This window comes from Variovorax sp. J22G73, from assembly GCF_030317035.1.
GTDB lineage: Bacteria > Pseudomonadota > Gammaproteobacteria > Burkholderiales > Burkholderiaceae_C > Variovorax.
Genome location: NZ_JASZYK010000004.1, coordinates 436,845 through 463,067 on the forward strand (window position 1 = coordinate 436,845; position 26,223 = coordinate 463,067).

General features: G+C 69.0%; 20 protein-coding genes. 3 read left to right on the forward strand and 17 right to left on the reverse strand.

Features of this window, described 5'->3' with window-relative positions; genetic code table 11:
- Positions 1 to 11 precede the first annotated feature (11 nt).
- The 8 genes from QTI51_RS18555 to QTI51_RS18590 all read right to left on the reverse strand — a co-directional run bounded on the left by QTI51_RS18555 (position 12) and on the right by QTI51_RS18590 (position 9,431).
- Complete coding sequence (locus QTI51_RS18555) at positions 12 to 914, reverse strand: DMT family transporter (RefSeq protein ID WP_116909460.1); 903 nt, start codon at positions 912 to 914, stop codon at positions 12 to 14.
- Positions 915 to 1,020: 106 nt separating this feature from the next.
- Positions 1,021 to 1,998 (reverse strand): MBL fold metallo-hydrolase, encoded by a 978-nt coding sequence (locus QTI51_RS18560; RefSeq protein WP_116909461.1) that lies wholly within the window; start codon positions 1,996 to 1,998, stop codon positions 1,021 to 1,023.
- A gap of 37 nt (positions 1,999 to 2,035) precedes the next feature.
- Complete coding sequence (locus QTI51_RS18565; protein WP_116909462.1) at positions 2,036 to 2,746, reverse strand: ABC transporter ATP-binding protein; 711 nt, start codon at positions 2,744 to 2,746, stop codon at positions 2,036 to 2,038.
- A gap of 19 nt (positions 2,747 to 2,765) precedes the next feature.
- The gene (locus tag QTI51_RS18570; RefSeq protein ID WP_116909463.1) at positions 2,766 to 4,577 is read right to left on the reverse strand and encodes a branched-chain amino acid ABC transporter ATP-binding protein/permease; all 1,812 of its coding nucleotides are present in this window, start codon (positions 4,575 to 4,577) and stop codon (positions 2,766 to 2,768) included.
- Positions 4,574 to 5,497: a branched-chain amino acid ABC transporter permease gene (locus QTI51_RS18575; RefSeq protein WP_116909464.1), complete on the reverse strand. Its 924-nt coding sequence runs from the start codon at positions 5,495 to 5,497 to the stop codon at positions 4,574 to 4,576. The genes QTI51_RS18570 and QTI51_RS18575 overlap by 4 nt, the downstream gene beginning before the upstream one ends.
- A 64-nt stretch (positions 5,498 to 5,561) precedes the next feature.
- Complete coding sequence (locus tag QTI51_RS18580; protein WP_116909465.1) at positions 5,562 to 6,770, reverse strand: ABC transporter substrate-binding protein; 1,209 nt, start codon at positions 6,768 to 6,770, stop codon at positions 5,562 to 5,564.
- A 79-nt stretch (positions 6,771 to 6,849) separates the two neighbouring features.
- On the reverse strand, positions 6,850 to 7,626 hold the full coding sequence (locus tag QTI51_RS18585; RefSeq protein WP_116909466.1) for an SDR family NAD(P)-dependent oxidoreductase: 777 nt from the start codon (positions 7,624 to 7,626) through the stop codon (positions 6,850 to 6,852).
- A gap of 38 nt (positions 7,627 to 7,664) precedes the next feature.
- Positions 7,665 to 9,431, reverse strand: coding sequence for an FAD-dependent oxidoreductase (locus QTI51_RS18590; RefSeq protein ID WP_116909467.1), 1,767 nt, complete (start codon positions 9,429 to 9,431; stop codon positions 7,665 to 7,667).
- A 185-nt stretch (positions 9,432 to 9,616) separates the two neighbouring features.
- Between QTI51_RS18590 and QTI51_RS18595 the strand changes: the two genes are divergently transcribed.
- Entirely contained in the window at positions 9,617 to 10,414 is a 798-nt protein-coding gene (locus tag QTI51_RS18595; RefSeq protein WP_116909468.1) for an IclR family transcriptional regulator, read from the forward strand.
- Positions 10,415 to 10,451: 37 nt separating this feature from the next.
- On the forward strand, positions 10,452 to 10,601 hold the full coding sequence (locus QTI51_RS18600; protein WP_165840310.1) for a hypothetical protein: 150 nt from the start codon (positions 10,452 to 10,454) through the stop codon (positions 10,599 to 10,601).
- Between the two features lie 130 nt (positions 10,602 to 10,731).
- Here the strand turns inward: QTI51_RS18600 and QTI51_RS18605 are convergent, their stop codons facing one another.
- Genes QTI51_RS18605 through QTI51_RS18630 form a run of 6 tightly spaced genes read right to left on the reverse strand, consistent with a single transcriptional unit; the run spans position 10,732 to position 15,339 of the window.
- The gene (locus tag QTI51_RS18605) at positions 10,732 to 11,478 is read right to left on the reverse strand and encodes a lysophospholipid acyltransferase family protein (RefSeq protein ID WP_116909469.1); all 747 of its coding nucleotides are present in this window, start codon (positions 11,476 to 11,478) and stop codon (positions 10,732 to 10,734) included.
- A gap of 13 nt (positions 11,479 to 11,491) precedes the next feature.
- Positions 11,492 to 12,778: a dihydroorotase gene (locus tag QTI51_RS18610; protein ID WP_116909470.1), complete on the reverse strand. Its 1,287-nt coding sequence runs from the start codon at positions 12,776 to 12,778 to the stop codon at positions 11,492 to 11,494.
- Positions 12,775 to 13,737, reverse strand: coding sequence for an aspartate carbamoyltransferase catalytic subunit (locus QTI51_RS18615; protein ID WP_093130404.1), 963 nt, complete (start codon positions 13,735 to 13,737; stop codon positions 12,775 to 12,777). The genes QTI51_RS18610 and QTI51_RS18615 overlap by 4 nt, the downstream gene beginning before the upstream one ends.
- A complete protein-coding gene (gene pyrR / locus QTI51_RS18620; protein WP_286516017.1) occupies positions 13,737 to 14,270 on the reverse strand; it encodes a bifunctional pyr operon transcriptional regulator/uracil phosphoribosyltransferase PyrR in 534 nt (177 codons plus the stop codon). Before pyrR ends, QTI51_RS18615 begins: the two co-directional genes overlap by 1 nt.
- The gene (gene ruvX / locus QTI51_RS18625) at positions 14,267 to 14,731 is read right to left on the reverse strand and encodes a Holliday junction resolvase RuvX (RefSeq protein ID WP_116909653.1); all 465 of its coding nucleotides are present in this window, start codon (positions 14,729 to 14,731) and stop codon (positions 14,267 to 14,269) included. The genes pyrR and ruvX overlap by 4 nt, the downstream gene beginning before the upstream one ends.
- An 8-nt stretch (positions 14,732 to 14,739) precedes the next feature.
- Positions 14,740 to 15,339: a YqgE/AlgH family protein gene (locus QTI51_RS18630; protein ID WP_116909471.1), complete on the reverse strand. Its 600-nt coding sequence runs from the start codon at positions 15,337 to 15,339 to the stop codon at positions 14,740 to 14,742.
- Here QTI51_RS18630 and QTI51_RS18635 point away from each other — a divergent pair, their 5' ends adjacent.
- Positions 15,340 to 16,839, forward strand: coding sequence for a cryptochrome/photolyase family protein (locus tag QTI51_RS18635; protein ID WP_116909472.1), 1,500 nt, complete (start codon positions 15,340 to 15,342; stop codon positions 16,837 to 16,839). It abuts the gene before it with no gap.
- A gap of 89 nt (positions 16,840 to 16,928) precedes the next feature.
- On the opposite strand, the gene QTI51_RS18640 is transcribed toward QTI51_RS18635, so the two are convergent.
- Genes QTI51_RS18640 through QTI51_RS18650 form a run of 3 tightly spaced genes read right to left on the reverse strand, consistent with a single transcriptional unit; the run spans position 16,929 to position 26,212 of the window.
- Complete coding sequence (locus tag QTI51_RS18640) at positions 16,929 to 23,288, reverse strand: hybrid sensor histidine kinase/response regulator (protein WP_116909473.1); 6,360 nt, start codon at positions 23,286 to 23,288, stop codon at positions 16,929 to 16,931.
- 32 nt (positions 23,289 to 23,320) lie between these two features.
- A complete protein-coding gene (locus tag QTI51_RS18645) occupies positions 23,321 to 25,636 on the reverse strand; it encodes a methyl-accepting chemotaxis protein (protein ID WP_286516012.1) in 2,316 nt (771 codons plus the stop codon).
- A gap of 42 nt (positions 25,637 to 25,678) precedes the next feature.
- Positions 25,679 to 26,212, reverse strand: coding sequence for a chemotaxis protein CheW (locus QTI51_RS18650; RefSeq protein WP_116909475.1), 534 nt, complete (start codon positions 26,210 to 26,212; stop codon positions 25,679 to 25,681).
- Positions 26,213 to 26,223 lie beyond the last annotated feature (11 nt).

Below are 26,223 nucleotides of genomic sequence, written 5' to 3' on the forward strand. Positions count from 1 at the left end.
GCAAGAAGAAATCAGGAGGCGGGCCGCACCGGCACGGGCGCCGCCACGGCAACGGGCCGCGTGCCGAGCCAGGTGCCCGTCATCACCGCGGCAAAACCGGCCAGGTGCCACCAGGTCAGCGTTTCGCCCAGCAGCAGCGCCGCGAAGCCCACGCCGAACACCGGCACCCAATAGAGAAACACGGCGGTGCGCGCCATGCCGATGACGGAGATGGCGCGGTTCCAGATGAGGTTGCCCGCCGCGGTGGCGGCAATGCCCGAGAACAGCACCAGCACCCACGGCCAGGCGCCGGGAAACAGCTGCGCAGTGCCCAGCCGCGAAGGCCCGAGCACGGTGTGCACCACCAGCATGAGCGTGCCCACGATGTAGATGACCCAGCTGATCGACAGCGGATCGATCTGCCGCGCCAGCCGCTGCACGCCGGCGCCGCCGACCGCGAAGCTGACGACCGACAGCGCGAGCATCAGGTCGCCGATGCCGGCGCTCGACAGCCCCGCGCCGGGGTGGCTCAGCACCACCGCCGCCACGCCGGCGAAGCCCAGCGCCACGCCCAGCATGCGGCGCGGCGTGAAGCGCTCGCCGAACACCAGCGCGGCCATCAGCGACGACACCAGCGGGCTCAGCGCCATGATGAGCGCGCCGTTGGTGGCGGTGGAACGCTGCAGCCCCTGCGCGAACAGGATCTGGTTGGCGTACACCATGAGAAACGCGCAGCCCGCGAGCGCCGCGAGCTGCCGCGCATGCAGCGCCGGCAGGCCGGTGCGCCGCCACAGCACGATGGCGCTGAGCGCGCAGCACGCCACCACCATGCGCACGGCCGCCAGCGTCAGCGGCTCGAAGGTGGCGGTGAGCGTCTTCACGGCCGACACGTTCACGCCCCACAGCACCATGGCCAGCAGCAGCCAGCCTTGCACGGCGGCGGGCGTGGCACCCGGCGGTGAAGCCGAAGGCGCCGATGACGCCGATAGAGCCGATGACGCCGGTGCCGGTGCACCCGGCGATGGCGCGCGTGGGTTCACCTCAGCTTTCGAGGGCGTTCCACATCTCGATGTCGCGCTCCGCCGTCCAGATGCGCGGGTCCACATGGCCGGTGGCCTCGTCGTACGCGCGCGTCACGTCGAAGGGCATGCAGTGGTCGAAGATGACCCAGTGACCATAGGTGGGGCGCAGCGCGGCCACGGTTTCCTTGTAGATCACGTTCAGCGTCTTGCCCGCGGCCACGCCGTTGTTGACCAGCGTGTACACGTCGGAGATGAAGGCGCGCGTGGAGGCGATGGCCTTGCGCACGTCGCTCGCGTTCTCCAGCGCGGCGCCGCGGCCGGGCACCAGCTTCTCGAAGCCGAAGCCCGCGAGGCGGTCCAGCGTGGTGGGCCAGTCGCGGAAGTAGCAGTCGCCCGCGTAGGCGGTGCTCTGGTACTCCACGAGGTCGCCCGCGAAGCAGATCTTCTGGTCTTCCAGGTAGGCGATGGTGTCGCCCTTGGTATGGCCGCGGCCGACCTGCGCGATCTTGACTTCGAGCTTCTTGCCCAGCCACACGCTCATGGTGCCGTCGAAGGTCATGGTGGGCCAGGTGAGGCCGGCGGGCACCGACTCCACGTTGCGGAACAGCCGCGGAAAGCGGCCGATTTCGCTGGCCTTGTCCTGCTCGCCGCGCTCCACGATCAGGTCGTAGGTGTCGCGGCTGGCAATGACCTGTTCCGCGCCTTCCTTGAAGTACGCCGACGCGCCCAGCACGCGCACCGCGTGGTAGTGGCTCAGCAGCACGTACTTGATGGGCAGCGGCGTGACTTCGCGGATGCGGCGGATCACGTCCTGCGCCATGGCGGGCGTGGCCTGCGTGTCGACCACCATCACGGCCTCGTCGCCGATGAAGATGCCGGTGTTGGGGTCGCCCTCGGCCGTGTACGCGTAGGCGTTCTCGGAAAGGCGGGTGAAGGAGACCTTCTTTTCTTCCAGGTCGGCCTGGCTGGCGAATTTCTTGGTGGTGGGTGCGGTCATGGGTGTGTCCTTTGCAAGTTGAGCGGGAGGCGATGGGTCAGTGCGTGCCGAGGTACGCGGACTTCACCTTGGGGTTGTCGAGCAGCTCGCGGCCGGAGCCCTCGAGCGTGATGCAGCCGGTTTCGAGCACGTAGGCGCGGTCGGCCACGCCCAGCGCCTGCTTGGCCATCTGCTCCACCAGCAGGATGGTGAGGCCCGAGCTGCGCAGCTGGCGGATGGCGTCGAAGATGTCCTTGATGATGAGCGGCGCCAGGCCCAGCGAGGGCTCGTCGAGCAGCAGCAGGCGCGGCTCGCTCATGAGCGCGCGGGCAATGGCCAGCATCTGCTGCTCGCCCCCCGACAGCGTGCCCGAGGGCTGGTGCTGGCGTTCTTTCAGGCGCGGAAAGCGCGCGAACTCGCGCTCGATGGCTCGCTCCACGAAGGCCTTGTCGTTGCGCCGCGAGTAGGCGCCGAGCATGAGGTTCTCGCGCACCGTCTGGTCGGGGAACACGCCGCGGCCCTCGGGCGACAGCGCCACGCCCAGGCCCACGCGCTGGTGGGCGGGCACGTGGGTGCAGTCGTTGCCGTCGATGAGCACGCGGCCTTCGGCCACGGGCTCCAGGCCGACGATGCTTTTCAGCAGCGTGCTCTTGCCGGCGCCGTTGGCGCCGATGATGGTGACGACCTCGCCCGCGCGCACCTCGAGGCTCACGCCCTTCACGGCCTCGATGGCGCCGTAGGAGACCTTCACCGATTCGATTTTCAACATGATGGTTTCGGTCTTTCGCTCAAGCGGGCACGGTGTGCGGTGCGTTCGCGCAATGCGCCGGCGCTTCGTCTTCGTCGTCCACGCCGAGGTAGGCCTCGACCACGCGCGGGTTGGCCTGCACCTCGGCGGGCTTGCCCTCGGCGATCTTGATGCCGTAGTCGAGCACGATCACGTGGTCGGAGATGGACATGACCAGGTCCATGTGGTGCTCCACCATCAGGATCGACACGCCGCACTTGCCCACGCGCAGCAGCAGCTCGCCGAGCTCGGCGGTCTCCTGCGGGTTGAGGCCGGCGGCGGGTTCGTCGAGCAGCAGCAGCTGCGGCTCGGTGGCCAGCGCGCGTGCCAGCTCCACGCGGCGCTGCAGGCCGTAGGGCAGGCTGCCCGCGGGCCAGTGCGCGAGGTGGCCGAGGCCGACCAGGTCGAGCAGCTGCAACGCGCGCTCGCGCGTCTCGCGCTCCTGCTTGCCGGCGGTGGGCCATGCCACCAGCGACGACAGGAAGCCGTTGCTCATGCGGCTGTGCCGCCCGAGCATCACGTTGTCGAGCACCGAGAGCTCCGCGAACAGGCGCAGGTTCTGGAAGGTGCGGCCCATGCCCATGCAGCAGATGGTGTGCGCGGGCCGCCCGGCGATGTTCTCGCCCAGGAAGCGGATGGAGCCCGCGTCGGGCGCGATCACGCCGGTGAGCATGTTGATCATGGTGCTCTTGCCCGCGCCGTTGGGCCCGATGAGCGCATGGATGTGGCCGCGCTGCAGGCGGAACGACACGTCCTGCGCGGGCTTCACCCCGCCGTACGACTTGCTCACGCCCTGCACCACCAGCAGCTCGCCTTCGCCGCCAGGGCCGATCTGGCCGGGCACGCCGTTGCCGGCGCCCTCGCCCCGGTGGCGCGACTTCATGAACCACTTGTTGAACAGGCCCACCACGCCGCCGGGCATGACGTACAGCGCGAACAGCAGCAGGAAGCCGTAGAGAAAGTGCTGCGCCGAAGGCCAGCGCGCCAGCAGCGCGTCGGTCAGCGTGAGCAGCACCGCGCCCACCAGCGGCCCGTACATGGAGCCCGCGCCGCCGAACAGCACCAGCAGCAGGATGAAGATCGACAGGTGGAAGGTGATGAAGTCGGAGTTGATGTACTGGTTCTGCTGCGCCACCAGCGCGCCCGCGATGCCGCAGGTGACGGCCGCGACCACGAAGGCCATGACCTTGGCGCGGTACACGCGCACGCCCACGGACGACGACGCGATCTCGTCCGCCTGCAGCGACAGCAGCGCGCGACCGAAGCGCCCGCCCAGCAGGTTGCGCAGCAGCAGGTGCAGGGCCGCGCACAGCACGATGCCCAGCACGACCCACTGCGTGGTGTCCAGCGGCGCGCCCTTCCAGGTGAGCGGGCGGATGCCGTAGATGCCCTGCGCGCCGCCGAACACGTCGGTCCATTCGCCCACGAGCTTTTCCACCACGATGCCGAAGGCCAGCGTGACCATGGCCAGGTACGGCCCCTTCACGCGCAGCGAAGGCAGCGCGATGAGCACGCCGCACACGCCCGAGATGACGGCGGCCAGCGCGAGCGCGAGCCACGGGTCCATGTCGGTGCGCGAGGTGAGCAGCGCCACGCCGTAGGCGCCCGCCGCGAACAGGCCCGCCTGGCCGAGCGATTTCTGCCCCGCGTAGCCGACCAGCACGTTCATGCCGGCGGCGCACAGGTAGTAGACGCACATCATGAAGGCGATGCGCAGGTAGTAGTCGTTGCCGAACATCGACACGACGCCGATCAGCGCGGCCGCGAACGCGACCACGCCGGCGGGGTGGGCAAGGCGCTTCGCGAGCGTCATACCTTCTCCACCGTCGAGCGGCCGAAGAGGCCGGTGGGGCGGAAGGCCAGCACCAGGATGACCAGCGCGAACACCGCCACCTCGCGCCACTGCGCCTGCCACAGGTTGACCATCGACTCGAGCACCCCCAGCAGGAAGCCGCCGATGACGCAGCCGCGCGGATTGCTCAGCCCGCCGATCATCGCGCCCGAGAAACCCTTGAGCCCCACGGTGAGCCCCATGAAGAGCGAGGCCTGCGCGATGGGCGCCAGCAGGAAGCCCGAGAGCCCGGCCAGCGCGGAGCTGACGACGAAGGCGCCGATCATCATCGCGTTGGTGTTGATGCCCATGAGGCTGGCGACGTTGCCGTTCTGCGCCACCGCGCGCATGGCCTTGCCGACCATGGTGCGGTTCATGACGCGGTCGAAGCCGATCATCACCACCACCGCCACGCCCAGCGTGAGCAGCTCCTGCGGGCGCACGCCCACGCCGAACATGCGGATCACGGTGTCGCCCACCGGCGCGGGCACCACCACGGGCTTGGGCCCCCAGATGGCCAGGCCCACGCTCTGCAGGATCACGCCGAAGCCCAGGGTGCTCATGACCCAGGCCATGCCGGGGCGGCCCGCGAACGGCCGCACGCCCAGCACATAGAGCAGCCAGCCCAGCAGCCCCATCACGCCCAGCGCGGCCACCAGCGCGAACAGCTGAGCGCCCGCGCCGGGAACGGCGTCGCCGAAGGTGGTGGAGTCGAAGGGCTTGCCCAGCACCAGGAACAGTGCGCTCATGCCGATGAACGCGCCGGCCGAGACGAACTCGCCGTGCGAGAAGTTCAGCGTCTTGGTCGTCGTGAACGTGATGCTGAAACCGAGCGCCACCAGCGCATAGGCACCGCCGACGGCGAGCCCGCTGATGAGCGCCTGCAGGAGCGCTACAACCATGGTGTGTCTCTCTTCTTGGGTTCTTTTGGGTTTTCTCGGATCTTCTTCAGTTGGCCGGGGCGGCCTACTGCTTGAAGTCGGCGGGCTTCAGGCCGCCGATCAGCGCGTCGTCGTAGGGCAGCAGCTTGCCGTCCTTCCAGCGGATCCACACCAGGTCCTTGGCGGTCAGGGCTTCGTGGTTGGTCTTGCTGAAGGGCTTGTCGTAGGTCTTCAGCACGCCCTGCACCGGCGTCTTCAGGTCTTCGAGCGCGGCGCGCACGGCCGAGCCCTCGGTGGTGTTGGCCTGCTTCATGGCCTGCGCGAGGATCTGCATGGAGTCGTAGCCGTGCAGCGCGAACGAGAACGAGCCCGGCGCCTTCAGCTTGCTGCCGATGCGGTCGAACAGCTTCTGCTGCGCGGGCGTGCGGGTTTCGCTCACGGTGCGCATGAAGATCGGCTTCTCGGCCAATGCCTTGCCGGCCGCGTCGTAGAAGGTGATGTTGTCGGCCGCCCAGGAGGTGAGCGTGAGCGGGAAGTAGTTGATCTTCTCCATGCTGCGCACCAGCTGCGCGATGGGCGTGCCCTGCGCCCACACCACCACGGTGTCGACGTTGGCGGCCTTCATCTTGCTGAGCTGCGAGGTCATGTCGGTGTCGCCGACGCCGAAGCGCTCGGTGGCCGCGACCTTGATGTCCTGCAGCTTGGCGATCTCTTCCATGTCCTTCAGGCCGCCCTGGCCGTAGCCGGTGGTCTCGGCCATGAGGCCCACCACCTTGGAGGCGGCCGTGTTCTTCTTCACGTAGGCCATGAGCGCGGCCACCTGCTCGCGGTCGACCATGGACACGCGGAACATGTAGTTGTCGGCGCCGGGGCTCATGGGCTTGGTGATGTCGGTGCCCGAGCCCACGTTGCCCAGCACGGGAATCTTCTTCTGGTTGGCGATGTGCTTCCACGCCATGGCGTTGCCCGAGTTGGTGGGGCCGAACACCGCCACCACCTTCTCGTTGTCGATCAGGTCGCTCATGTTCTGGATCGACTTGGGCGGGGCCGACACGTCGTCGCGCGTGACCAGCGCCAGCTTCTTGCCGAGCACGCCGCCAGCGGCGTTGATGTCGGCGATGGCCGCTTCCATGCCCAGCACCGCGGCCTGGCCGCTCTGCGCGGAAGGCGAGGCGGAGAGGTCGCCGTTGTAGCCGAGCTTGATGTCCTGCGCGGACGCCGCGGGGGCGAACGCGGCGAACGTGGAGAACGCGGCGGTGGCGAGCAATGTCTTGTACAGACGGACGGTTTTCATTTTTTGTCTCCTGAGGTTGACGAACGAGGAAGCGGAAATTCGGGAAGGCGCGGAAGTTCGGAAAGGCGCAGCCAGTGGCTCAGACCGCGAGGAAGCCGCCGTCCACCGGCAGCACGATGCCGGTGACGTAGCGCGACATGTCGCTGGCCAGGAAGATGACCGGGCCCACGAGGTCTTCGGTCTGGCCGACGCGGCCCATGGGAATGCGCGTCATGAACGACTCGAGGCGCTGCGGGTTCTCGCGCGTGGCGGCGGTCATGGGCGTCTCGATGACGCCAGGCGCCAGCGCGTTCACCCGCACGCCCGCCGGTGCCAGCTCCTGTGCGAGCGACTGCGTGAGCAGCTTGATGGCGCCCTTCGACGGCGCGTAGCCCAGGCTCGCGGCCTGCCCCGCGTAGGCCGCGATGGAGGCGATGTTGATGATGGAGCCTCGCGTTTGCTTGAGCACCGGAATGAAGGCCAGCGTGGTGTTGAAGGTGCCGTGCACGTTCACGTCGATGGTCTTCTTCCAGTTGGCCGCGGCGTTCGGGCTGCTGGTGGTCTCGCGAATGATGATGCCGGCGTTGTTCACCAGCAGGTCGACGTTGCCGATCTCCTTGCCCACGCGCTCGGCGAGCGCGTGGCAGGCCTCGGGCGCGGTCACGTCGAGCGCGAACGGCCAGGCCTCGCCGCCTTCGTCGCGCACCAGCTGCGCGGTTTCGCGCACGGTGGCGTCGTTCATGTCGGTGACGACCACGCGGGCACCGGCCTGGGCCAGGCCGAGCGCGAGCGCGCGGCCGTTGCCCTGGCCGGCGCCGGTGATGAAGGCCAGCCGGCCTTCGAGCAGGCGGGGGGCGACGTTTGCGGGAAAGGCCATCGGTGGCTCCTGTGTGGAAGGGTGTGAACGAAAAGGCGTCAGGCCTTGCGGGCGAGCGGCACGGCTTCGCGCTGTTCGACCTGCAGCTGCACCGTGGACAGCGCTTCGGCCTGCGCGAGCTGCAGGCCGGCCACGTAGCCGAAGGTCAGTGCCGGGCCCAGCGTGATGCCCGCGCCGGGGTAGTTGCCGCCCATGACGCTGGCCGCGTCGTTGCCCACGGCGTACAGGCCCTTGATGGGTTGGCGGTCGGCGTCGAGCACGCGGGTCTTCTCGTCGGTGACGAGGCCGGCGAAGGTGCCGATGTCGCCCACCACCAGCCTGATGGCGTAGTACGGGCCGTTTTCCAGCGGCGCCACGCACGGGTTGGGCGTGACGTTGGCGTCGCCCTGGTAGCGGTTGTAGGCCTTGCTGCCCTTGCCGAAGAGCGGGTCTTCGCCGGTGCGCGCGCTGTTGTTGAACTCCTTCACCGTGGCTTCGAGCACGGCGGGCGCAATGCCGATTTCCTTGGCCAGCTCGCCGATGCTCGCGCCGCGCTTCAGGTAGCCGCTCTTCAGGTGGCGCCCGATGGGCAGCGGCGAGGGCGCGACGCAGCCCAGCCCGTAGTCGCGCAGCGCCTTGTGGTCGCACAGCAGCCAGGCCGTGACCTCGGGCTCGGCGTCGCGCTCGCAGGCCTTGACCATCGCCTGCACGAAGTCGTGGTACGAGTTGCCTTCGTTGGCAAAGCGCTTGCCCTTGGGCGTGACCGCGATCACGCCGGGCTTGGCGCGATCGATGAAGTGCGGCATCACGCCCTTGGTGCCGTCGGGGCGCGTGGTGACCGACGCCGGCACCCATGCCGCGGCGTGCGGAATGGTGCCGTCGACCCGGCCGCCCACCGCCTCGGCCAGGCGCAGGCCGTCGCCGGTGTTGGTGGAAGGCGACGGCGAGTAGTGCTCCTTGCCGGTGGGCGCGTGCGGGAACAGCTCCTTGCGGCGTTCCACGTCGTAGGGGAAGCCGCCGCACGCCAGCACCACGCCGCGCCGCGCCACGATGCGCATCGTCTTGCCTTCGTGCTGCACCACCGCGCCCGAGACGCCGTCGTACTCGACCACGAGCTTCTTCACGGGCGAGGAGAGCCACACGGGAATGTCCAGGTCCATGGCGGCCTTGGCCAGGCGGCCGGCCAGCGCGTTGCCGTTGGTCAGCGTCATGCCGCGGCCATGGCCCAGCACGTCGAGGAAGTGGCGGGTGAGCCGCTTGGTGACGTACCAGAACGAGGTGGGCGACTTGAAGGCCCGCATGAAGTGTTTGATCTCGGGGCCCGAGCCCAACATCATTCCGAACACCGTGAGCTCGGGCAGCGGCGGCGCCAGCTGCTTCACGCGCGCGCCGAGCTCGCGGCCGTCGAACGGGCGCGTGACCATCGAGCGCCCGCCCTGCTGGCCGCCGGGCGCTTCGGCGTGGTAGTCGGGGAACACGGGCGGCATGTCGAACTGCACGCAGGTGTTGCGCGTGAAGAAGTCGATGGCCTTGGGGCCCATGTCGAGGAAGGCGCCGACGCGCGCCGCGTCGAAATGCGTGGTGGTCTCGTGCTGCATGTAGGCCAGCGCGGCGCCTTCGGGTTCGTGGATGCCCTGCTCCGTGGCCAGGCGCGTGCCCGGAATCCACAGCCAGCCGCCCGAGCGCGCGGTGGTGCCGCCGAAGCGCGGCTCCTTGTCGACCACCAGCACCTTCAACCCCTGCGACGCCGCCGTGATGGCGGTGGACATGCCCGATGCGCCGCTGCCGACGACGAGCACATCGCATTCAAAACTGGTCTGTTCCATCTGCTTGTCTTGCCTCTGTTTGTGTACGACTTAAGTTGGGCCGGAGTTTAGGCAGCGACATTGATATGGTCAAGTCGTTTAGTTACTATCAGACTATCAGTCATCGTCGATTGATCATGACAATATCAGTAGAAACCCTGATGGCTATACTCGCCCCCACTTTCATTCCCCACGCTGGGCGCCCCATGGAAAAGCCAAGACGTGGCATTCAGTCGATCGAAATCGGAACCCAGTTGCTGGTGGCCCTCGGGCGCCATGTGGCGCCCATGGCGCTGCGCGACCTGGGGAAGTCGGCGGGTGTTCCCGTCGGCAAGGCGCACCCCTACCTCGTCAGCTTCCTGAAGGTCGGCTTCGTCGTGCAGGACGGCGCCGGCCGCTACGAACTGGGGCCGCTGGCGTTGCAGCTGGGCCTGGCCAAGCTGCAGCGGCTGGACCCGATCAAGGAGGCCTCGCCGCTCATCGAGGCGCTGGCCTCGGAAACCGAGCAGAGCATCGCGGTGGCGGTGTGGGGCAACTTCGGCCCGACCGTGGTGCGGCTGGAAGAGCCCATTCATCCGCTGCACGTGAACCTGCGCACCGGCACCGTGATGTCGCTGGCCTACACGGCCACGGGCCGGCTCTTTGCCGCCTACCTGCCGCCCAAGGTGGTGGAAAAAATGATGCTCGACGACCTGGCGCGCGCCCGCCCGGCGGACGGCCGCGGCGCCACCACGGAGCTGTCGCGCGCGGAGATAGAGGCGTTGCTGGTCGAGACGCGGCTGCACGGCATGTCGCGCACGCTGGGCCAGCCGATTCCGGGCATCGACGCGTTCTGCGCGCCGGTGTTCGACTCGACCAACAACCTGGTGCTGGGCATCACGGCCATGGGGCCCGAGGCCACCTTCGACCGCGAATGGGAAGGCCGCGTGGCGGTGCCGCTGAAAGCCTGCGCGCTGGAGATCTCGCGCCGCCTGGGCTTCGTGCCGACAGGCGAGCAGGCCTGAGCGCACAGGCATGTAGGCACGCGCTCACGCGTGCGAATTGCTTTATCCCGCACGTGGCGCGCTGAACCGCGGCCACGCTGGAGGCTCACTACTTCAGGAGACCTCGATCATGAAAAGCATCATTCTTTGGCTGTGCGGCGTACCGTTGATCGTGATCATCGGCCTGAAGGTCTTCGGCATTCTCTGACCCTGAGAACACCGCGAGGTTTTTGCTCGAACTGCAATTGCGGTTCCTCCTCACGGCGCTTCGGCGTCGTTAAGCGCCTCCTCGGAGGCGCTTTTTTTATGCCGCGCGGCTCGCCCCGGAAAGACAGCGGTCAGAGCGTTTCGCGGCGCAGTTGCTGCACGTCTTCATGCAGCGACTGCGCCCACGTGCGGCGGTCGCGGCCGTGCGAGTCCTGCGGCTCGCCGAAGCGCACGATGGCCAGCAACGGCGGCGCGCGCAAGGTGTTCCACAGCGAGGTGGCCAGGCTGTCGTCGTCGATGTAGCGCGGGGCCTGGCTAGTCTCGCCGGTGGCGGCATCGGCGAAGCGCAACGCGGCAGGCAACACGGGCGCGCCCGAGGAAATGGCCGCCTGCAGCAGGTTGGCGTGGAACGGCAGCAGGCCCCGGCCGTCGCTGGTGGTGCCCTCGGGAAACACGCCGATCAGGTCGCCATTGCGCAGCGCCTCGGTCATGTGGTGCACGACCCGCAGCGCATCGCGCCGGCGTTCGCGCTCGATGTAGAGCGTGCCTGAGCCGGTCGAGAGCGTGCCGATCAGCGGCCAGCCCTTCACGTCCGACTTGGACACGAAGCGCACGTGCCGCGCCGCGTGGATGCAGGTGATGTCCAGCCACGACAGGTGGTTGCAGATGAGCAGCACCGGCCCCTCGGGCGGCGGCGTGCCCTGCACCCTGAGGGTGATGCCCATGATCTCGAGCATGCGCCGGGACCACGCCTGCACGCGCGCGTTGCGCTCGGCCTGCGACAGGCCGGGAAAGGTGAAGCGGATCGTCCACCAGCCGGCCAGCGCATGCCCCACCGCATGCAGCAGGCGCCAGCAGGCCTTCAGTGAATGGACCATCGGGGCGTTGCTTCTAGCCGTGCACCACGCGCCCGGCCACCAGCGTGTGGCGCGCGCGGCCCAGCAGCGGGTAGCCGGCGAAGGGGGTGTGCTTGCCCTGGCTCTTGAGCGCCTCGGGCAGCACCTGCCATTCGAGCGCGGGGTCGACGATGCACAGGTCGGCCACGCCGCCTTCGGCGATGCGGCCGATGCCGGTGCCCGCGTCGGCGGCGCTCAGCAGGCGCGCGGGCGCCGAGGTGATGACCTCGATGGCGCGCGCCACGCCCGCGCCGCTGCGCTCGCCCCACTGCAGCGCGAGCGGCAGCAGCAGTTCGAGGCCGGTGGCGCCGGGCTCCGCTTCGGCGAAAGGCAGGGTCTTGGCGTCGGCTTCCACGGGCGTGTGGTCGGACACCAGCGCGTCGATGGTGCCGTCGGCCAGCGCGGCGGAGAGCGCGTCGCGGTCGCCCTGCTGGCGCAGCGGCGGGTTCAGGCGAGCACGGCTGTCGAAGTAGCCGATGTCGGTGTCGGCCAAGTGCAGCGAGTTGATGCTGACGTCGCAGGTCAGCGGCAGCCCCTGCGCCTTGGCTTCGCGCACCAGCGCCACGCCGCGCGCACTCGAAATGCGGCACAGGTGCACGCGCGCGCCGGTGCTCTTCATGAGCTCGACGATGGTGAAGATGGCAATGGTTTCCGCCGACACCGGCACGCCGCCGAGCCCCAGCCGCGTGGCCAGCGGGCCGCTGGCGGCCACGCCCTTGCCCAGGTCGCGGTCCTGCGGGCGCAGCCACACGGTGTAGCCGAAGGTGCTGGCGTAGGACAGGGCGCGCTGCAGCACCTGCGTGTCGGCCAGCGGCACGTCGGCCTGGCTGAAGCCGATGCAGCCGGCCTCGGTGAGCTCGGCCATCTCGGTGAGCACGCCGCCGGCCAGGTTGCGCGTGAGCGCGCCCAGCGGGAACAGGCGCGCGCCCTGCAGCTTCTCGGCGCGAAACTTGAGCATCTCGACCAGGCCGGGCTCGTCGAGCACGGGGTCGGTGTCGGGCGGGCACACCAGGCTGGTCACGCCGCCGGCAATGGCCGCGGCCATTTCGCTTTCGAGCATGCCTTCGTGCTCGTAGCCCGGTTCGCGCAGCCGCGCGGCCAGGTCGACCAGGCCGGGCGCGACGATGCAGCCCGCGGCGTCGATGGTGCGCTCGGCCTTGAACCCGGCGGGCACGCTGTTGCCGATGCCTGCAATCTTGCCGTCGGCGATGGCGATGTCGGCTTGCCTGTCGGTGCCCGACGCGGGGTCGACCACGCGGGCGTTGGTGATCAGTGTGTTCATGCTTCGTTACCCGCCACGATGCTCATCACGGCCATGCGCACCGCGATGCCGAAAGTGACCTGGGGAAGGATCACGCTCTGCTTGCCGTCGACCACGGCGGAGTCGATCTCCACGCCGCGGTTGATGGGGCCCGGGTGCATCACGATGGCGTCGGGCTTGGCCAGTTGCAGCTTCTCCGGCGTGAGGCCGAAGGTCTTGAAGAATTCCTGCGAGGACGGCAGCAGCGCGCCGCTCATGCGCTCGTTCTGCAGACGCAGCATGATGACCACGTCGCAGTCCTTGATGCCTTCCTCGAGCGTGTGGCACACGCGCACGCCCATGCCGGCCATGTCGGCGGGCACCAGCGTCTTGGGGCCGACCACGCGCACCTCGGCGCAGCCCAGCGTGGTGAGCGCGTGGATGTCGGAGCGCGCCACGCGCGAATGCAGCACGTCGCCCACGATGGCGACCGTGAGGTTCGAGAAGTCTTTCTTGTAGTGGCGGATCGTGTACATGTCGAGCAGCCCCTGCGTGGGGTGCGCGTGGCGGCCGTCGCCGGCGTTCACCACGTGCACGTGGGGTGCCACGTGCTGCGCGATCAGGTACGGCGCGCCCGACTCGCTGTGGCGCACCACGAACAGGTCGGCGGCCATGGCGCTCAGGTTGGCGATGGTGTCCAGCAGCGACTCGCCCTTGGTGGCCGAGGAGCGCGCGATGTCGAGGTTGATGACGTCGGCCGACAGGCGCTTGGCCGCGATCTCGAAGGTGGTGCGCGTGCGCGTGCTGTTCTCGAAGAACAGGTTGAACACGCTCTTGCCGCGCAGCAGCGGCACCTTCTTCACCTCGCGGTCGCTCACGCTGGTGAAGTTGGCGGCCGTGTCGAGGATGTGCGTGACGATGTCCTTGGGCAGCCCCTCGATGGACAGCAGGTGGATCAGCTCGCCGTTCTTGTTGAGCTGCGGGTTTCGCTTGTAGAGCATTACTTGTTCTCCTCCACCTTGAGGCTGAAGGCGCCGTCCTCGGCGCGTGCGAGGGCGAGCAACTGGGTGTCGGGGAGCGTGAGCGTTGTCGCGGCGAAGTCGGCGGCCACGGGCAGCTCGCGCCCGCCGCGGTCGACCAGCACGGCCAGGCGCACGCAGGCGGGGCGGCCGAAGTCGAACAGCTCGTTGAGCACCGCGCGAATGGTGCGCCCGGTGTAGAGCACGTCGTCGAGCAGCAGCACGTCGGTGCCGTTCACGTCGAAGGGCAATGCGGTCTGCGCGCTGGCCGAGAGGCCGCGGCGCGCGAAGTCGTCGCGGTGCATGGCCGAGGAAATGACGCCGGGCGCGCCGGCCAGGCCCAGGTCTTTCTGCAGCCGCTCGACCAGCCAGGCGCCGCCGGAGGTGATGCCGACCAGCTTGGTGGCGGGGCGCATCAGCGGCTTCACGCCGTTCAGCAGCTCCTTGTAGAGGGCTTCGGCATCGGGGATCGCGGGGGTCGCAGTGGTCGCGGGAATAGCGGAAAGGGAACTCACGGGAGACTCCTCAAGAATTGCTCCAGGATGATGCAGGCGGAGGCGGCATCGGCATCGCGGGCGCCGGAGGACAGGGCCTCGGTGGTGCTGTAGCGCTCGTCGACCTCGAACACCTGGAGGTTGAAACGCCCGCGCAGCTGGCGCGCGAACTTCTGGGCGCGGCGGGTGTTCTCGTGCGGGGCGCCGTCGGGGTGGTAGGGCACGCCGACGACCAGCGCGTCGGGCTGCCATTCCTTGATGCGCGCCTCGACCAGGGCAAAGCGGGCATCGGTGCCCTCGGCCTTGATGGTCGCCTGCGGGGTGGCGCTTTGCAACAGCCGGTTGCCGCTGGCCACGCCGGTGCGCTTGGTGCCGTAGTCGAAGGCCAGGAAGGACTGGAAGTGGGCAGGGACCGTGGCGGGGACCGGAACAGGAGCGGGGACAGGAACGGAAGCGGGGCCGGTCGCGGGCGCGTCTGACATGGTGTCGCTCACGCGTGGCCCGCGTCGGGAGACAGTTTCCACGCCTCCAGGCCCAGCAGCATCAGCGCCTTGTCGTAGCGCTGCTCGATGGGCGTGTCGAAGATCACGGCCGAGTCGGCGGCCACGGTGAGCCAGCTGTTCTCGGCCAGTTCGGACTCGAGCTGGCCCTCGCCCCAGGCCGAATAGCCCAGCGAGACCAGCACCTTGCGCGGGCCCGCGCCGGTGGCCAGGGCCTCCAGCACGTCCTTGGAGGTGGTCATCTCGAGCCCGCCGGGAATGGTCATGGTCGAGGCGTAGACCGATTCCTCGGGCTTCTCGGCCTGCGTGAAGACCGGCTCGTGCAGCACGAAGCCGCGCTCGGTCTGCACCGGGCCGCCCTGGAAAACGGGGGCCTCGCCCAGCTCGGGGCGCGACAGGTGCAGCTCGATCTTCTCGAACAGCACCTTCAGGTTGATGTCGCTGGGTTTGTTGATCACCAGCCCGAGCGCGCCGCGCTCGCTGTGTTCGCAGAGGTACACGACGCTGCGGTTGAAAGTTTTGTCTTCCATCCCGGGCATCGCTATCAAAAAGTGATGCGTGAGGTTCATCGGGGCAGAATCGGCAGCCATATGCCTCCGATTTTACTGGCCGTCGACAAGACCTATCCCAAAGGGCTCATGTGGTTCCGCCGCGACCTGCGCGTGGACGACAACGCAGCCCTCTACCGCGCGCTTCGCGCATGCCGCCAGGTGGTGTGCGTCTTTGTCTTCGACAAGGCGATCCTCGACCTGCTGCCCACCGCCGACCGGCGCGTGGAGTTCATCCGCGAATCGCTGGTGGCGCTCGAAACCGAGCTGCGCGCGCTGGGCGGCGGGCTCATCGTGCGGCATGCCGCGGCGGTGCACGAGATTCCGGCGCTGGCCCGCGAGCTCGACGTGCAGGCCGTGTTCGCCAACCGCGACGACGAGCCCGACGCGCTGGAACGCGACGCCAAGGTGTTCGGCGCGCTGGCCAACGCCGGCGTGACCTTCCACCCCTACAAGGACTCGACCGTCTTCGACCGCGACGAGGTCATGACCAAGACCGGCCAGCCCTACACCGTGTTCACGCCCTACAAGCGGGCCTGGCTGGCGAAGGTCGACTCGTTCTTTCTGAAGTCGTACCCGGTGCGCAGCCACGCCGACGCGCTGGTGCCCTCGCCCCAGGCCTACGGCGAGCCGGTGCCCACGCTGCGCGAGATCGGCTTCGAGAAGACCAACCTCTCGGCGCTGGAGATTCCCACCGGCACCCAGGGCGCGGGCGAGCTGTTCGAGGATTTCTTCGAGCGCATCGACCGCTACGACGACGCGCGCAACTTCCCGGCGGTGCGCGGGCCCAGCTACATGGGCGTGCACCTGCGCTTCGGCACGGTGTCGATCCGGCAGCTGGCCAGCGTGGCGCACCAGCTTTCGCTGCAGGGCAACGCGGGCGCGGCGACGTGGCTGAGCGAGCTGATCTGGCGCGACTTCTACTTCCAGATCCTGGCGCACTTTCCGCATGTGCACACGGGCGGCGAGTCGAAGAGCTTCAGGCCCGACTACGACAAGATCCAGTGGCACCACGGCAAGCATGCCGACCAGCTGTTCGAGGCCTGGTGCGAAGGCCGCACGGGCTACCCGCTGGTGGACGCGGCCATGCTGCAGATCAACCAGAGCGGCTACATGCACAACCGCCTGCGCATGGTGGTGGCCAGCTTCCTGTGCAAGGACCTGGGGCTGGACTGGCGCCGCGGCGAAACCTACTTCGCCACGCACCTGAACGACTTCGAGCTGGCCTCCAACAACGGCGGCTGGCAGTGGGCCAGCTCCAGCGGCTGCGACGCTCAGCCCTACTTCCGCATCTTCAACCCGGTGACGCAGAGCGAGCGCTTCGACCCCGAAGGCAAGTTCATCCGCCGCTACCTGCCGCAGCTGGCGGGGCTGTCGAACGCGGCCATCCACGCGCCGTGGACGGCCTCGCCGGTGGAACTGGAAGCGGCGGGCATCAAGCTGGGCGAGAACTACCCGAAGCCGGTGGTGGACCATGCGGAGGCGCGGGAGAAGACGCTGCAGCGGTATGGGGTGGCGCGGGCGAAGGCCGTGCAGAAATAAAGAGAACCGAGGCGGGAACAAGGCGGGCGCCGCCAAAAAGCAAAAGGGGCCTCGCGGCCCCTTTTGCTTGATGAACACGCGAACGTGCGTCAGGCCGCGGCGGCCAGCGCCGGCTCGCTCGTGTAGGCCCGCACCAGGCGCAGCAGCTCTTCTTCCGAATACGGCTTGCCCAGGTAGTGGTTCACGCCCAGCGTGCGCGCGTAGTCGCGGTGCTTTTCGGCGATGCGCGAGGTGATCATGATGATCGGCAGCTCGGCCAGGGCCGCATCGGCGCGGATGTTGCGGGCCAGGTCGAAGCCGTCCATGCGCGGCATCTCGATGTCCGACAGCACCACCGCCGGGCGCTCCTGCTGCAGGCGCTCGAGCGCCTGCAGGCCGTCGGCCGCGAGCGACACGCGATAGCCTTCACGCTGCAGCAGGCGCTGCGTGACGCGGCGCACGGTGATGGAGTCGTCCACCACCAGCACCAGCGGCACCTGCGGCACCACGGGCGCCAGCGTGACCGGCGCCTGGGGTGCGCCGGCCTCGCCGTCGGCCGAGGCATGCGCCGGCGCGACCAGCGCGGCGGCCTGGCGCTCGCGCGCCAGGTCGCCATGGATCGCGGCCAGCGCCACCGGGTTGTAGATCAGCGCCACCGCGCCCGAGGCCAGCACCGAGATGCCGGCCAGGCCGGGCAGCCGCGCGAGCTGCGGGCCGAGGTTCTTCACCACGACTTCCTGGTTGCCCAGCACTTCGTCCACGTGCAGGGCCACGCGCTGCGCGGCGCTTCGCACGACGACCAGCGTGTTGGTCCTGCTGGCCACCTGTTCGCTGCGCGTGGAGTGCTGCAGCAGCGCGCCGGCCCAGTAGAACGGCACCTGCTCGCTGCCGAAGGGATGGCTGTTGCTCCTGTACGCCGCCTCGAGGTCGGCGGCGCTCACGCGCTGCACCAGTTCCACCAGGTTGGACGGCACGCCGATCGACACCTCGCCGGCGCGCAGCATCACCACGTGCGTCACGGCGGTGGTCAGCGGCAGCACCAGCTTGAAGGTGGTGCCCTGCCCGGCCGTGCTGTGCGTTTCGATGCGTCCGCCGATGGCCGCGATCTGCGAGCGCACCACGTCCATGCCGATGCCGCGACCGGCCAGTTCCGACACTTGGCCGGCGGTCGAGAACCCGGGCTTGAAGATCAGCTCGGTGGCGTCTTCGGGCGACAGTTGTTCGTCGTGGCCCAGCAGGCCCAGCGTGCGGGCACGCTCGGCGATGCGCTTGTGGTCCAGCCCGGCGCCGTCGTCGCGGAAGCTCACCGACACGTCGTTGCCTTCATGGTGCAGGTCGATGACGATCAGGCCGCTGGCGTCCTTGCCGACCTTTTCGCGCGCCGCGGCGTCCTCGATGCCGTGGGCCACGCAGTTGCGCAGCAGGTGCTCGAAGGCGGGCGTCATGCGGTCCAGCACGCCGCGGTCCATCTCGATGGAGCCGCCGACGATGTCCAGGCGCACCTGCTTGCCGGTGTCCTTCGAGGCCTGGCGCACCACGCGGTACAGGCGGTCGGAAATGCCTTCGAACTCCACCATGCGCGTGCGCAGCAGGCCGCGCTGCAGTTCACGCGTCTGGCGTGCCTGCACGCTCAGGTCGTCTTCCGTGGCCTGCACGGTCTTCTGCAGGGTGCGCTGCACGGTGGCCACGTCGTTGACCGACTCGGCCATCATGCGGGTGAGTTCCTGCACGCGGGTGAAGCGGTCGAACTCCAGCGGGTCGAAGCTCTGCTGCGAGTCCTTGGCTTGCGCCAGGCGCGACTGCATCTGGCTTTCGGCCTGCACTTCGATGTCGCGCAGCTGCTGGCGCAAGCGGTCCAGGTTGCCCGTGAGGTCGGCGAGCGAGCCACGCAGCTGGCCCAGCTCGGCCTCCAGGCGCGAGCGCGTGATGATGACCTCGCCGGTCTGCGCGACCAGGCGGTCGAGCAGCTGGGTGCGGATGCGCACGGCCTGGCCGGTCGCGGTGCGCAGCGGCGTGAGCAGAGCGGGTGCCGGGCGCGGCTGCAGCCTGGCGGGTGCTGGGGCGCCCGAGACATCGAGGCCAGCGGCCTGTTCGGTCGCCTCAGCTTCTTCGGCATCGCCGGAAGCCGGCGCGGCCGACTCGTCGTTCGCAGGCGCGTCGGTCGCCACCTGCACCAAGTGCGCCACCGGTGCGGAGGCCGTGGCCGAGGCCACGATCTGCGCCAGCTCGACCTGCGTGGCGTCGTCCGCCGCGCGCAGGGCGTCGAAGGTGGCTTGCAGTGCGTCGAGGCGCACGAGCAGCTTCTCGATGTCGGCCCGCTCCGCGCCCTGGGACCCCAGGGTCTCGATCTCGGACTCCATGCGGTGCGCGCGTTCGCCCAGGCGCATGGCCCCGGCCAGGCGCGCACTGCCCTTGAGCGTGTGCAGGGTGCGCAGCACCGACGCGCGCGGCGCGCTGTCGTCGGGGTGGTGCGCCCACTGCCGCAGCGCCTCGCCCAGTTGCGGCAGCAGGTCGGCGGCCTCTTCCTCGAAGATCGGGAACAGGTCGACGTCGACCGCGTCGGCCAGGTCGATGGCGTCCTCGGAATCGTCCAGCGCCACGTCGGCGATGCTCTCGTGCACCACCACTTGCGGCAGCGCCCGGGCTTCGGCGCGCATGGCCAGCTCGGTGGGCATCGGCGAGGCGGCGATGTCGCGCAGCGCCTGCAGCGTGCCTTCGGCCGGGTCGCGCAGGAAGCCGACCGCGAACTGGTGCAGCAGGCGGCGCAGCTCGTCGGCCGCGGCAACCAGCACCAGGCCTTGCTCGCGCGTGCCACTGCCCTGCATCTGCAGATGCTGCAGCGCGGCTTCGAGCAGGCGGGCCATTCCCGACAGGCTGTGGAAGCCCACGGTGGCGGAACTGCCGGCCAGCGAATGGGCCAGCGCGATGGTCGAGTCGGGCAGGCGCTCGTGCGACTCCAGCGACCATTCGCCCACATCGGTGGCCAGCTGGCGCGACCACTCGTCGGCCTCGTTGAGGTAGACGTTGTAGAGCGCGATGCCGATGCGCAGCGGGCCGATGACCTTGACCTGGTCTTCGGCGCTGGCGGCGATTTCTTCGATGGCCTGAGGAGCTTCGACCTGTGCGACGGGTTCGGGCTGGGGTTCTGGTTCGGCTTCTGGGGCAGGCGCGGGTTCGACCTCGGCCTCAGCCACCGGTTCGGGCGCTTCGACTGCTTCAGCGGCTTCCGGCACGTCCTCGACAACGAGGATCGGCGCTTCTTCGGGCAGCGACGGCGCTTCGAAGATGGGCGCGATCACCTCGGCGGCCGCGGGCTCGGGCGCCGGCTCTGCCTCGGGTTCTTGCGCGGCTTCGGGTGCGGATTCGGAGGCCAGCGCGAGCGCAGGCTCCTCGGGCGTCGCGACCGGCTCAGGCTGTTGCCCTGGTTCGAATTCGGCTACCGGCGCTTCGACCGGCGCTTGCGCTGCCTCGACGGCTTCAACAGCTTCGGGCTCGGCAGTCTTCAGCGGCTCGGGCTCCCAGTCGAAGTCGGGCAATGCCGTCTCGCTCGGGGTGGTCGCTTCGATGACTTCCGGCGCAGGTTCGACCGGCGCTGCAACGGGTTCAGGCTCGAGAACAAGCTCGGGCTCCGGCGCGGCAGCATGCTCGACGACAACAGGTTCGGGCTGGGGTTCAGCCTGTGCAGGTTTCCTGGAAGGCGCCAGGAAATCGAACTCGTCGCCGCTCGGCAGGTTGAGCAGCGGTGCGGGCTCGGTGGTCTGCTTCGCATCGAAGTCCAGGAAGTCGGTCGAGGCGAAATCGTCGTCGGCCTCGAGGGCGGCGGGCGTGGCGGCACGCGGCGGCTCGTCCCAGGTAATGGTCTCGAAGCCTTCGGGGGCTGCCGTGGCAACGGGTGCGACCGGCGCATGCGCGGGCGCTTCGTCGGCGAGCGACAGGTCAGGCAGCTCCGGCAGGTTGGGCACGGAGGCCAGCGGCGGCAACGACGCCACGGGTGCGGCAGGCGCCGGAGATGCGACCGGCGCAGGTGCCGGCACCGGCGTTTCCGCGGCGATGTGGCGCGCGGCGACCGCCAGGGCCTCCGCGTCGGCCACGAACACCGGCGGGGGCACGGGCTCGCCGGCCAGCAGCGCATTCGCCACGCGGCTGAACTGCGAGGCCTGCCAGCCGTGGGCCTGGCCCGAGGCAATGGCTTCGACCCACTGGCTGAAGTCCTTCAGCGTTCTCTCGGTGCCCGACAGCAACTCCGGCGTGGCCGCGCGCTGGTCGGCCAGCCAGGTGTTGAGCACCTGCTCGAGCGACCAGGCAGCATCGCCGAAGTCGGTGAGACCGACCATGCGCGAGCTGCCCTTGAGCGTGTGGAACGCGCGGCGCAGGATGGTGAGCTCTTCGGTGTCGTCCGGGTAGCTGGCCAGCTCGGCGATGGCGGCCAGGCCGGCCTCGACCACTTCGCGGGCCTCGTCCAGGAAGATGTTCTGCAGGTCGTCTTCTTCGAGCTCGGTGACCTCGGTGTCCGGCAGTGCGGAGGGGCCGGAGATCTTGTTCGTCCAGCTGTCGGCCTTGTTGCTGAACTCCTCGATGGGAGACACCTTGGCCTTGCGGTTGGGCGTGGCCAGGGCGGCGAGCTTGGAGGCGATCTGCGCGTCGACTTCCTCGATGCTGAGCACCGATTGCACCGCCGGCGGCTGGCTGGAGGCAGCGTCTTCGGACGTGCTGTCGGTGGCCTGGCGGCCCATCAGCGGCTTGAGCTCCCCGGCTTCATCGTCGAACACGAACAGGCGCTTGGCCAGCGCGGGCTGGTAGCCCAGCATGTCGATCAGGAAGCCGAGCGCGCCCAGGTTGTTGCCCAGCGCGTCGAAGCCGGCCATTTCCTCGGCCGGCGAGGTGCTCACGAGCATCGCCTCGACGTCGTCGCGCATGCGCTGCACGGTGTGCGCGGCCTGCTCCAGGCCGAGCACGGAAAACACGCCGCGCATCTGCATGAGCTGCGTGGGCACGGTGCGCAACAGGCCCTTTTCGGCCGGCCGGCGGAAATACTGGTCGAGCGATTTCTCGAGCTCGCTCAGGTGGCTGCGCAGCTCGTCGACCACGGTGCCCATGGTCTGGCGGTCGCTCACGCGGCGGTAGAGGTCTTCCATCCACGGCTCGAGCGGCTCCGAATGGCCACCGTCGCGCACGCGTTCGATGCGCCCGGCCAGTTGCAGCGTGCGCGAGGTGAGTTGCGGGTCGCTCGGGTCGAGGTCTTCGAGCGCGGCTTCCAGATACAGCACCGAGGTGGCAACTTCCATCGCCAGTTCGGTGCCCGGTGCCTGGCCCGAGCGCAGCGACGCCTCGACCGCATGGGTCAGCGCCTGCACCATGGGAAGGCTGGGCGGATGCAGCTTGTGCAGCGACTCGCCGAGCTGCGCGAAGGTGTCTGCCACCTGGCGCGTGCGGGTGATGTCGCCGCCCGAAAGCGCCGACCACATTTCCTTGGCGGTCTCGATGCGCTTGCGGGCCTGTTGCAGCACCAGCGGATCGAAGCGGCCGAACTGCTCCGCGTTGTAGTCGACGTGCGGTTCGCCGGCGATGCCCCAGGCGCTGCGCACGGTGCGCAGCGTGGCGGTGTCGTCGCCGTCGGTGGGCACGGCCTGCGCGCAGAAGAACAGCAGGTCCTGGCCCAGGCGGTCGGACACCACGCTGTCGCCGCGCGCGAGCGTGGCGTACTGCAGCAGCACGCGCGAAGCGGCGCGCTTCACATAGGCATCGGGCAGCACCAGGCCGGCGGCCAGGGCTTCGAAGAAGCCGGCGGCCAGGGTCCAGAAGCTGGCCACGCGGGGCAGCAGCGCACCGCGTCCGAGCCCCAGGCACAGTGCCTGCAGCCGGCGCGCGGCCTGCGTGTCGCCGGACTTGACCACCTGCAGCACCTCGCGGTCGAGCCGCGAGCGCACGCTCGGGTCGTAGGCAATGGCGGCCTGCGTGAGCGGCGGCTTCACCTCGACCCAGCGCCACGCGGTGCTCCACAGGTCGGCGGGGTGCACGCGTTCGTTGCCCACCAGCTCCAGCACGTAGCGGTATTGCGGGAACAGCGCCACCGACGAAACGGCCTTGCCGGCCAGCAGCGTGTTGAGGAAGTCGGTCACGGCGAAGCCGGCGCGCTCGATCTTGAGCACGGCGGCGTCGGTGCAGCGCTGCGGCTCGGCGATGAAGCCCTGCACCGCGAACTCGATGGCGCCCAGCACCAGCGCGGGCGACGGGTGCCCCACCATCTGCAGCGCGCCGACGGCCTGGTGCAGTTGCAGGCGGGCCATTTGCAGCGGGCCGCTCTCGGGCTCGGCGGCGGCGCCCACGTCGCGCACGAAGCGCCGCAACGACTTGCCCACACCGTCGAGGGATTTCTGGATTTCTCCCAGCACCCAGGCCAGCGGCCCGAGGTCTTCGGTGGCCGGCAGGGTGCCGGCAAGAGGGGCCGTGGCAGGGGTTTGGATCGACACGTTGGGTGCTCGCCGTTCTTATCTATCTGGGGTCAGGCAATCTTGAAACGGGCGACGGAGCGGCGCAGTTCCTCGGCCATCTGCGACAGCTCGCGCACCTGCTGCGCGGTGGTCCGCGTGCCTTCGCCGGTCTGTTCGGTCACGGCGAAGATGTGCTGGATGTTCGCGGCCACCACGTTGGCCGAATCGGCTTCGCGGGAGGCGGACTGCGAAATCTGCTCGATCAGGTCGGCAAGTCGGCGCGACACGCGGTCGATCTCGGTCAGCGCGGTACCCGCGTTGTCGGACAGCTTGGCCCCTTCGACCACACCCTGCGTGGAGCGCTCCATGGCGCCCACCGCATCCTGCGTGTCGGTCTGAATCGCCTTCACCAGCGCCGAAATCTGGCGCGTGGCGTCTGCGGAGCGTTCGGCCAGTCGCTGAACTTCTTCCGCCACCACCGAGAAGCCGCGGCCGGCTTCACCAGCGGATGCCGCTTGAATGGCGGCGTTCAGGGCCAGCACGTTGGTCTGTTCGGTAATGTCCGAGATCAGCTCGGTGATTTCACCGATCTCCTGCGACGACTCGCCCAGGCGCTTGATGCGCTTGGAGGTTTCCTGGATCTGGTCGCGGATGGAGTTCATGCCGCCGATGGCGTTCTGCACGGCCTGCAGGCCCGACGATGCGGCCTGCAGCGACTGGCGCGCCACCGTGGCCGACTCTTGCGCTTGCGAGGACACGCCGTTGATTCGCTCGGCCATGGTCAGCACCGACTGGCCGGTTTCACGAATTTCGCGCAGCTGTTCGGTCGAGGCGGCCAGCAGTTCGGTCGAAGTGCTTTCCACCTGCGAAGTCGTCTGCGCCACGCGGGTTGCCGTGTTCTGCACGTTGCCCACCAGCAGCCGCAGTTCTTCCACCGTGTAGTTCACCGAGTCGGCAATGGCGCCGGTGATGTCCTCGGTCACGGTGGCTTCCTGCGTCAGGTCGCCTTCGGCCACGGTCTGCAGTTCGTTCATCAGGCGAAGAATGGCGGCCTGGTTGGCGTTGTTCACGCGGCCGGCTTCGTCGGAAGCCTGCTCGGCCGACAGACGTTCGCGTTCGGCGATGGCAGCACGTTCGCGGCCTTCGCGCACCTGCACGAAACCGATGGCGCCGGCCAGTGCCAGGGCAGCCAGCGACAGCACGAACAGCAGCACGATGGTGCCGGCGCCCAGGCCGGTGCGGGCCGAGAGCTTGTCCTGCAGGTCGCCCAGCGCCTTGCGCAGGGGTTCGCTGTCGGTCAGGATGGACGCCTGCGCTTCGCGCGCGGCCACCAGGCCCTGCAGGTTGCCCAGAATGGCGGAGGCCTGCGTGCGCATCTGCTCGTAGGTCTTCAGGATGGCTTCGAGCTGTTCGCGGGTTTGCGGGTCGCGCGAGCCGGGGAAGCGCTGCTGCGCATTGCCGTCGAGCAGGCCGCGGGTGGTTTCCTGGAAGGTGTTCAGGTCCTTGCCCAGCAGGAACACGGCGTCGGGGTTCACGCCCTCGACCGTGAAGAACTCGTTGGTCGACTTGCCGATGCGCTGCGTGAGCATCACGAGCTGGCCGGCGGCCGAAATCTCGGGAAGCGTGGCGTTCTGCTGCATCTTCAGCGACGCGACGGTTTCCGTCATTTCGAGCAGCGTGGACGACTGCTGGTTGATGTCGCGCAAGGCGGCACCCACCTGCGTCAGGATCTGGCGCTGGGCCAGCACGGCCTTGGCGCTGGTGTCGGCACGGGTGACCAGGGGATTGATCTTGTTCATCTCCTCGTCGTACTGGTTGCCCACGCGCTCCAGGCGCAGCGAGTCGTCGCCGTTGGTCAGGCCGGCCACGCGACGCGAGAGGTCGTCGGCGCTGTCCTTCACTTCGACGAACGCCGAGGCGCTGCCCACGAGGGCCTGCGAGATCGACTTGGCGAGGCGCTGCGACTGCATCAGCGACTGGCCGGTGGCCGCCACCTGCTGCGCGAGGCGTTCCGCGCGAAGAATGGCGGAGCCGGCGACCAGCAGCAGCAGCAGCACGACCACGGCCAGCATGATGGCCAGGATGCGCTGCTGCTTGGCGGGGTTGGCCCCCACGCCGGCGCTGCCACCCGAGGTGTCGGGCGCGGTGTCGATCACCGCGGCGGCCGGCTCGTTGGCGGCGTCGCCGCCGCCCGGCAGGTCGAGGTCGCCGAAGCTGGTGTCGGTGGGCGCGGAGGCGCTCTTGCTGGCGAGGCGCACGGTCTTTTCGTCCGGCACCTGGACCGTATCGACGTTGTCGATCGATAACGTGGAACCGGAGCCGTCGACGCGGGCCTTGTCGTTGCTGGCGGGCAGTAATTTCTTGAACTTGTCGGCGATCGAGCTCACGGTCGGTCCTTCAGGTGGTTTCGGGTGCTGCGTGCCGGGGCACTACGCACCAATACTCAAAAACTGGGGCTGCTGCGAAAGTGCCTGCAGGTTGATTTCCTGCCAGCGCTCCCCGGCCGCGTCGGTGTACAGATGGCCGTGCCAGGCCGGCGCGTCCGCGTCCGGAGCCTCGGACGCCGTGAAGGCCTCCGCGCCCCGCAACCCCGCCAGCCGGTCGACCAGCAGTGCGCAGTTGACTTCGAGCAGCTCGTTGAAGGCAACGAGCCGCGACTGGATGCGCGCGGCCTCGGTGGTGGCCTGGGCCGGCGCGCCGCCGGCGGCGAAGGCCGACAGCTGCACCACGCCGTACAGGCCGCCGCGCAGGTTGGCCACGCCGAGGAACCAGGGCTCCGTGTAGGGCACGGGCTGGGGCGGCGTCCAGGGAAAGATTTCGCCGGCATGTCCCAGCGGGAAGAGGTACTTGCCCTCGCCCGCCTCGACCGCCAGCCACGTGGCGGCCACGCCCGTGGTGCGGGCAGCCTGCAGGCGACTCGCCAGCCGGGACTGGAAGGCTCTCAGAGCGTCGCGATTCGCCATGGACTAAGAGG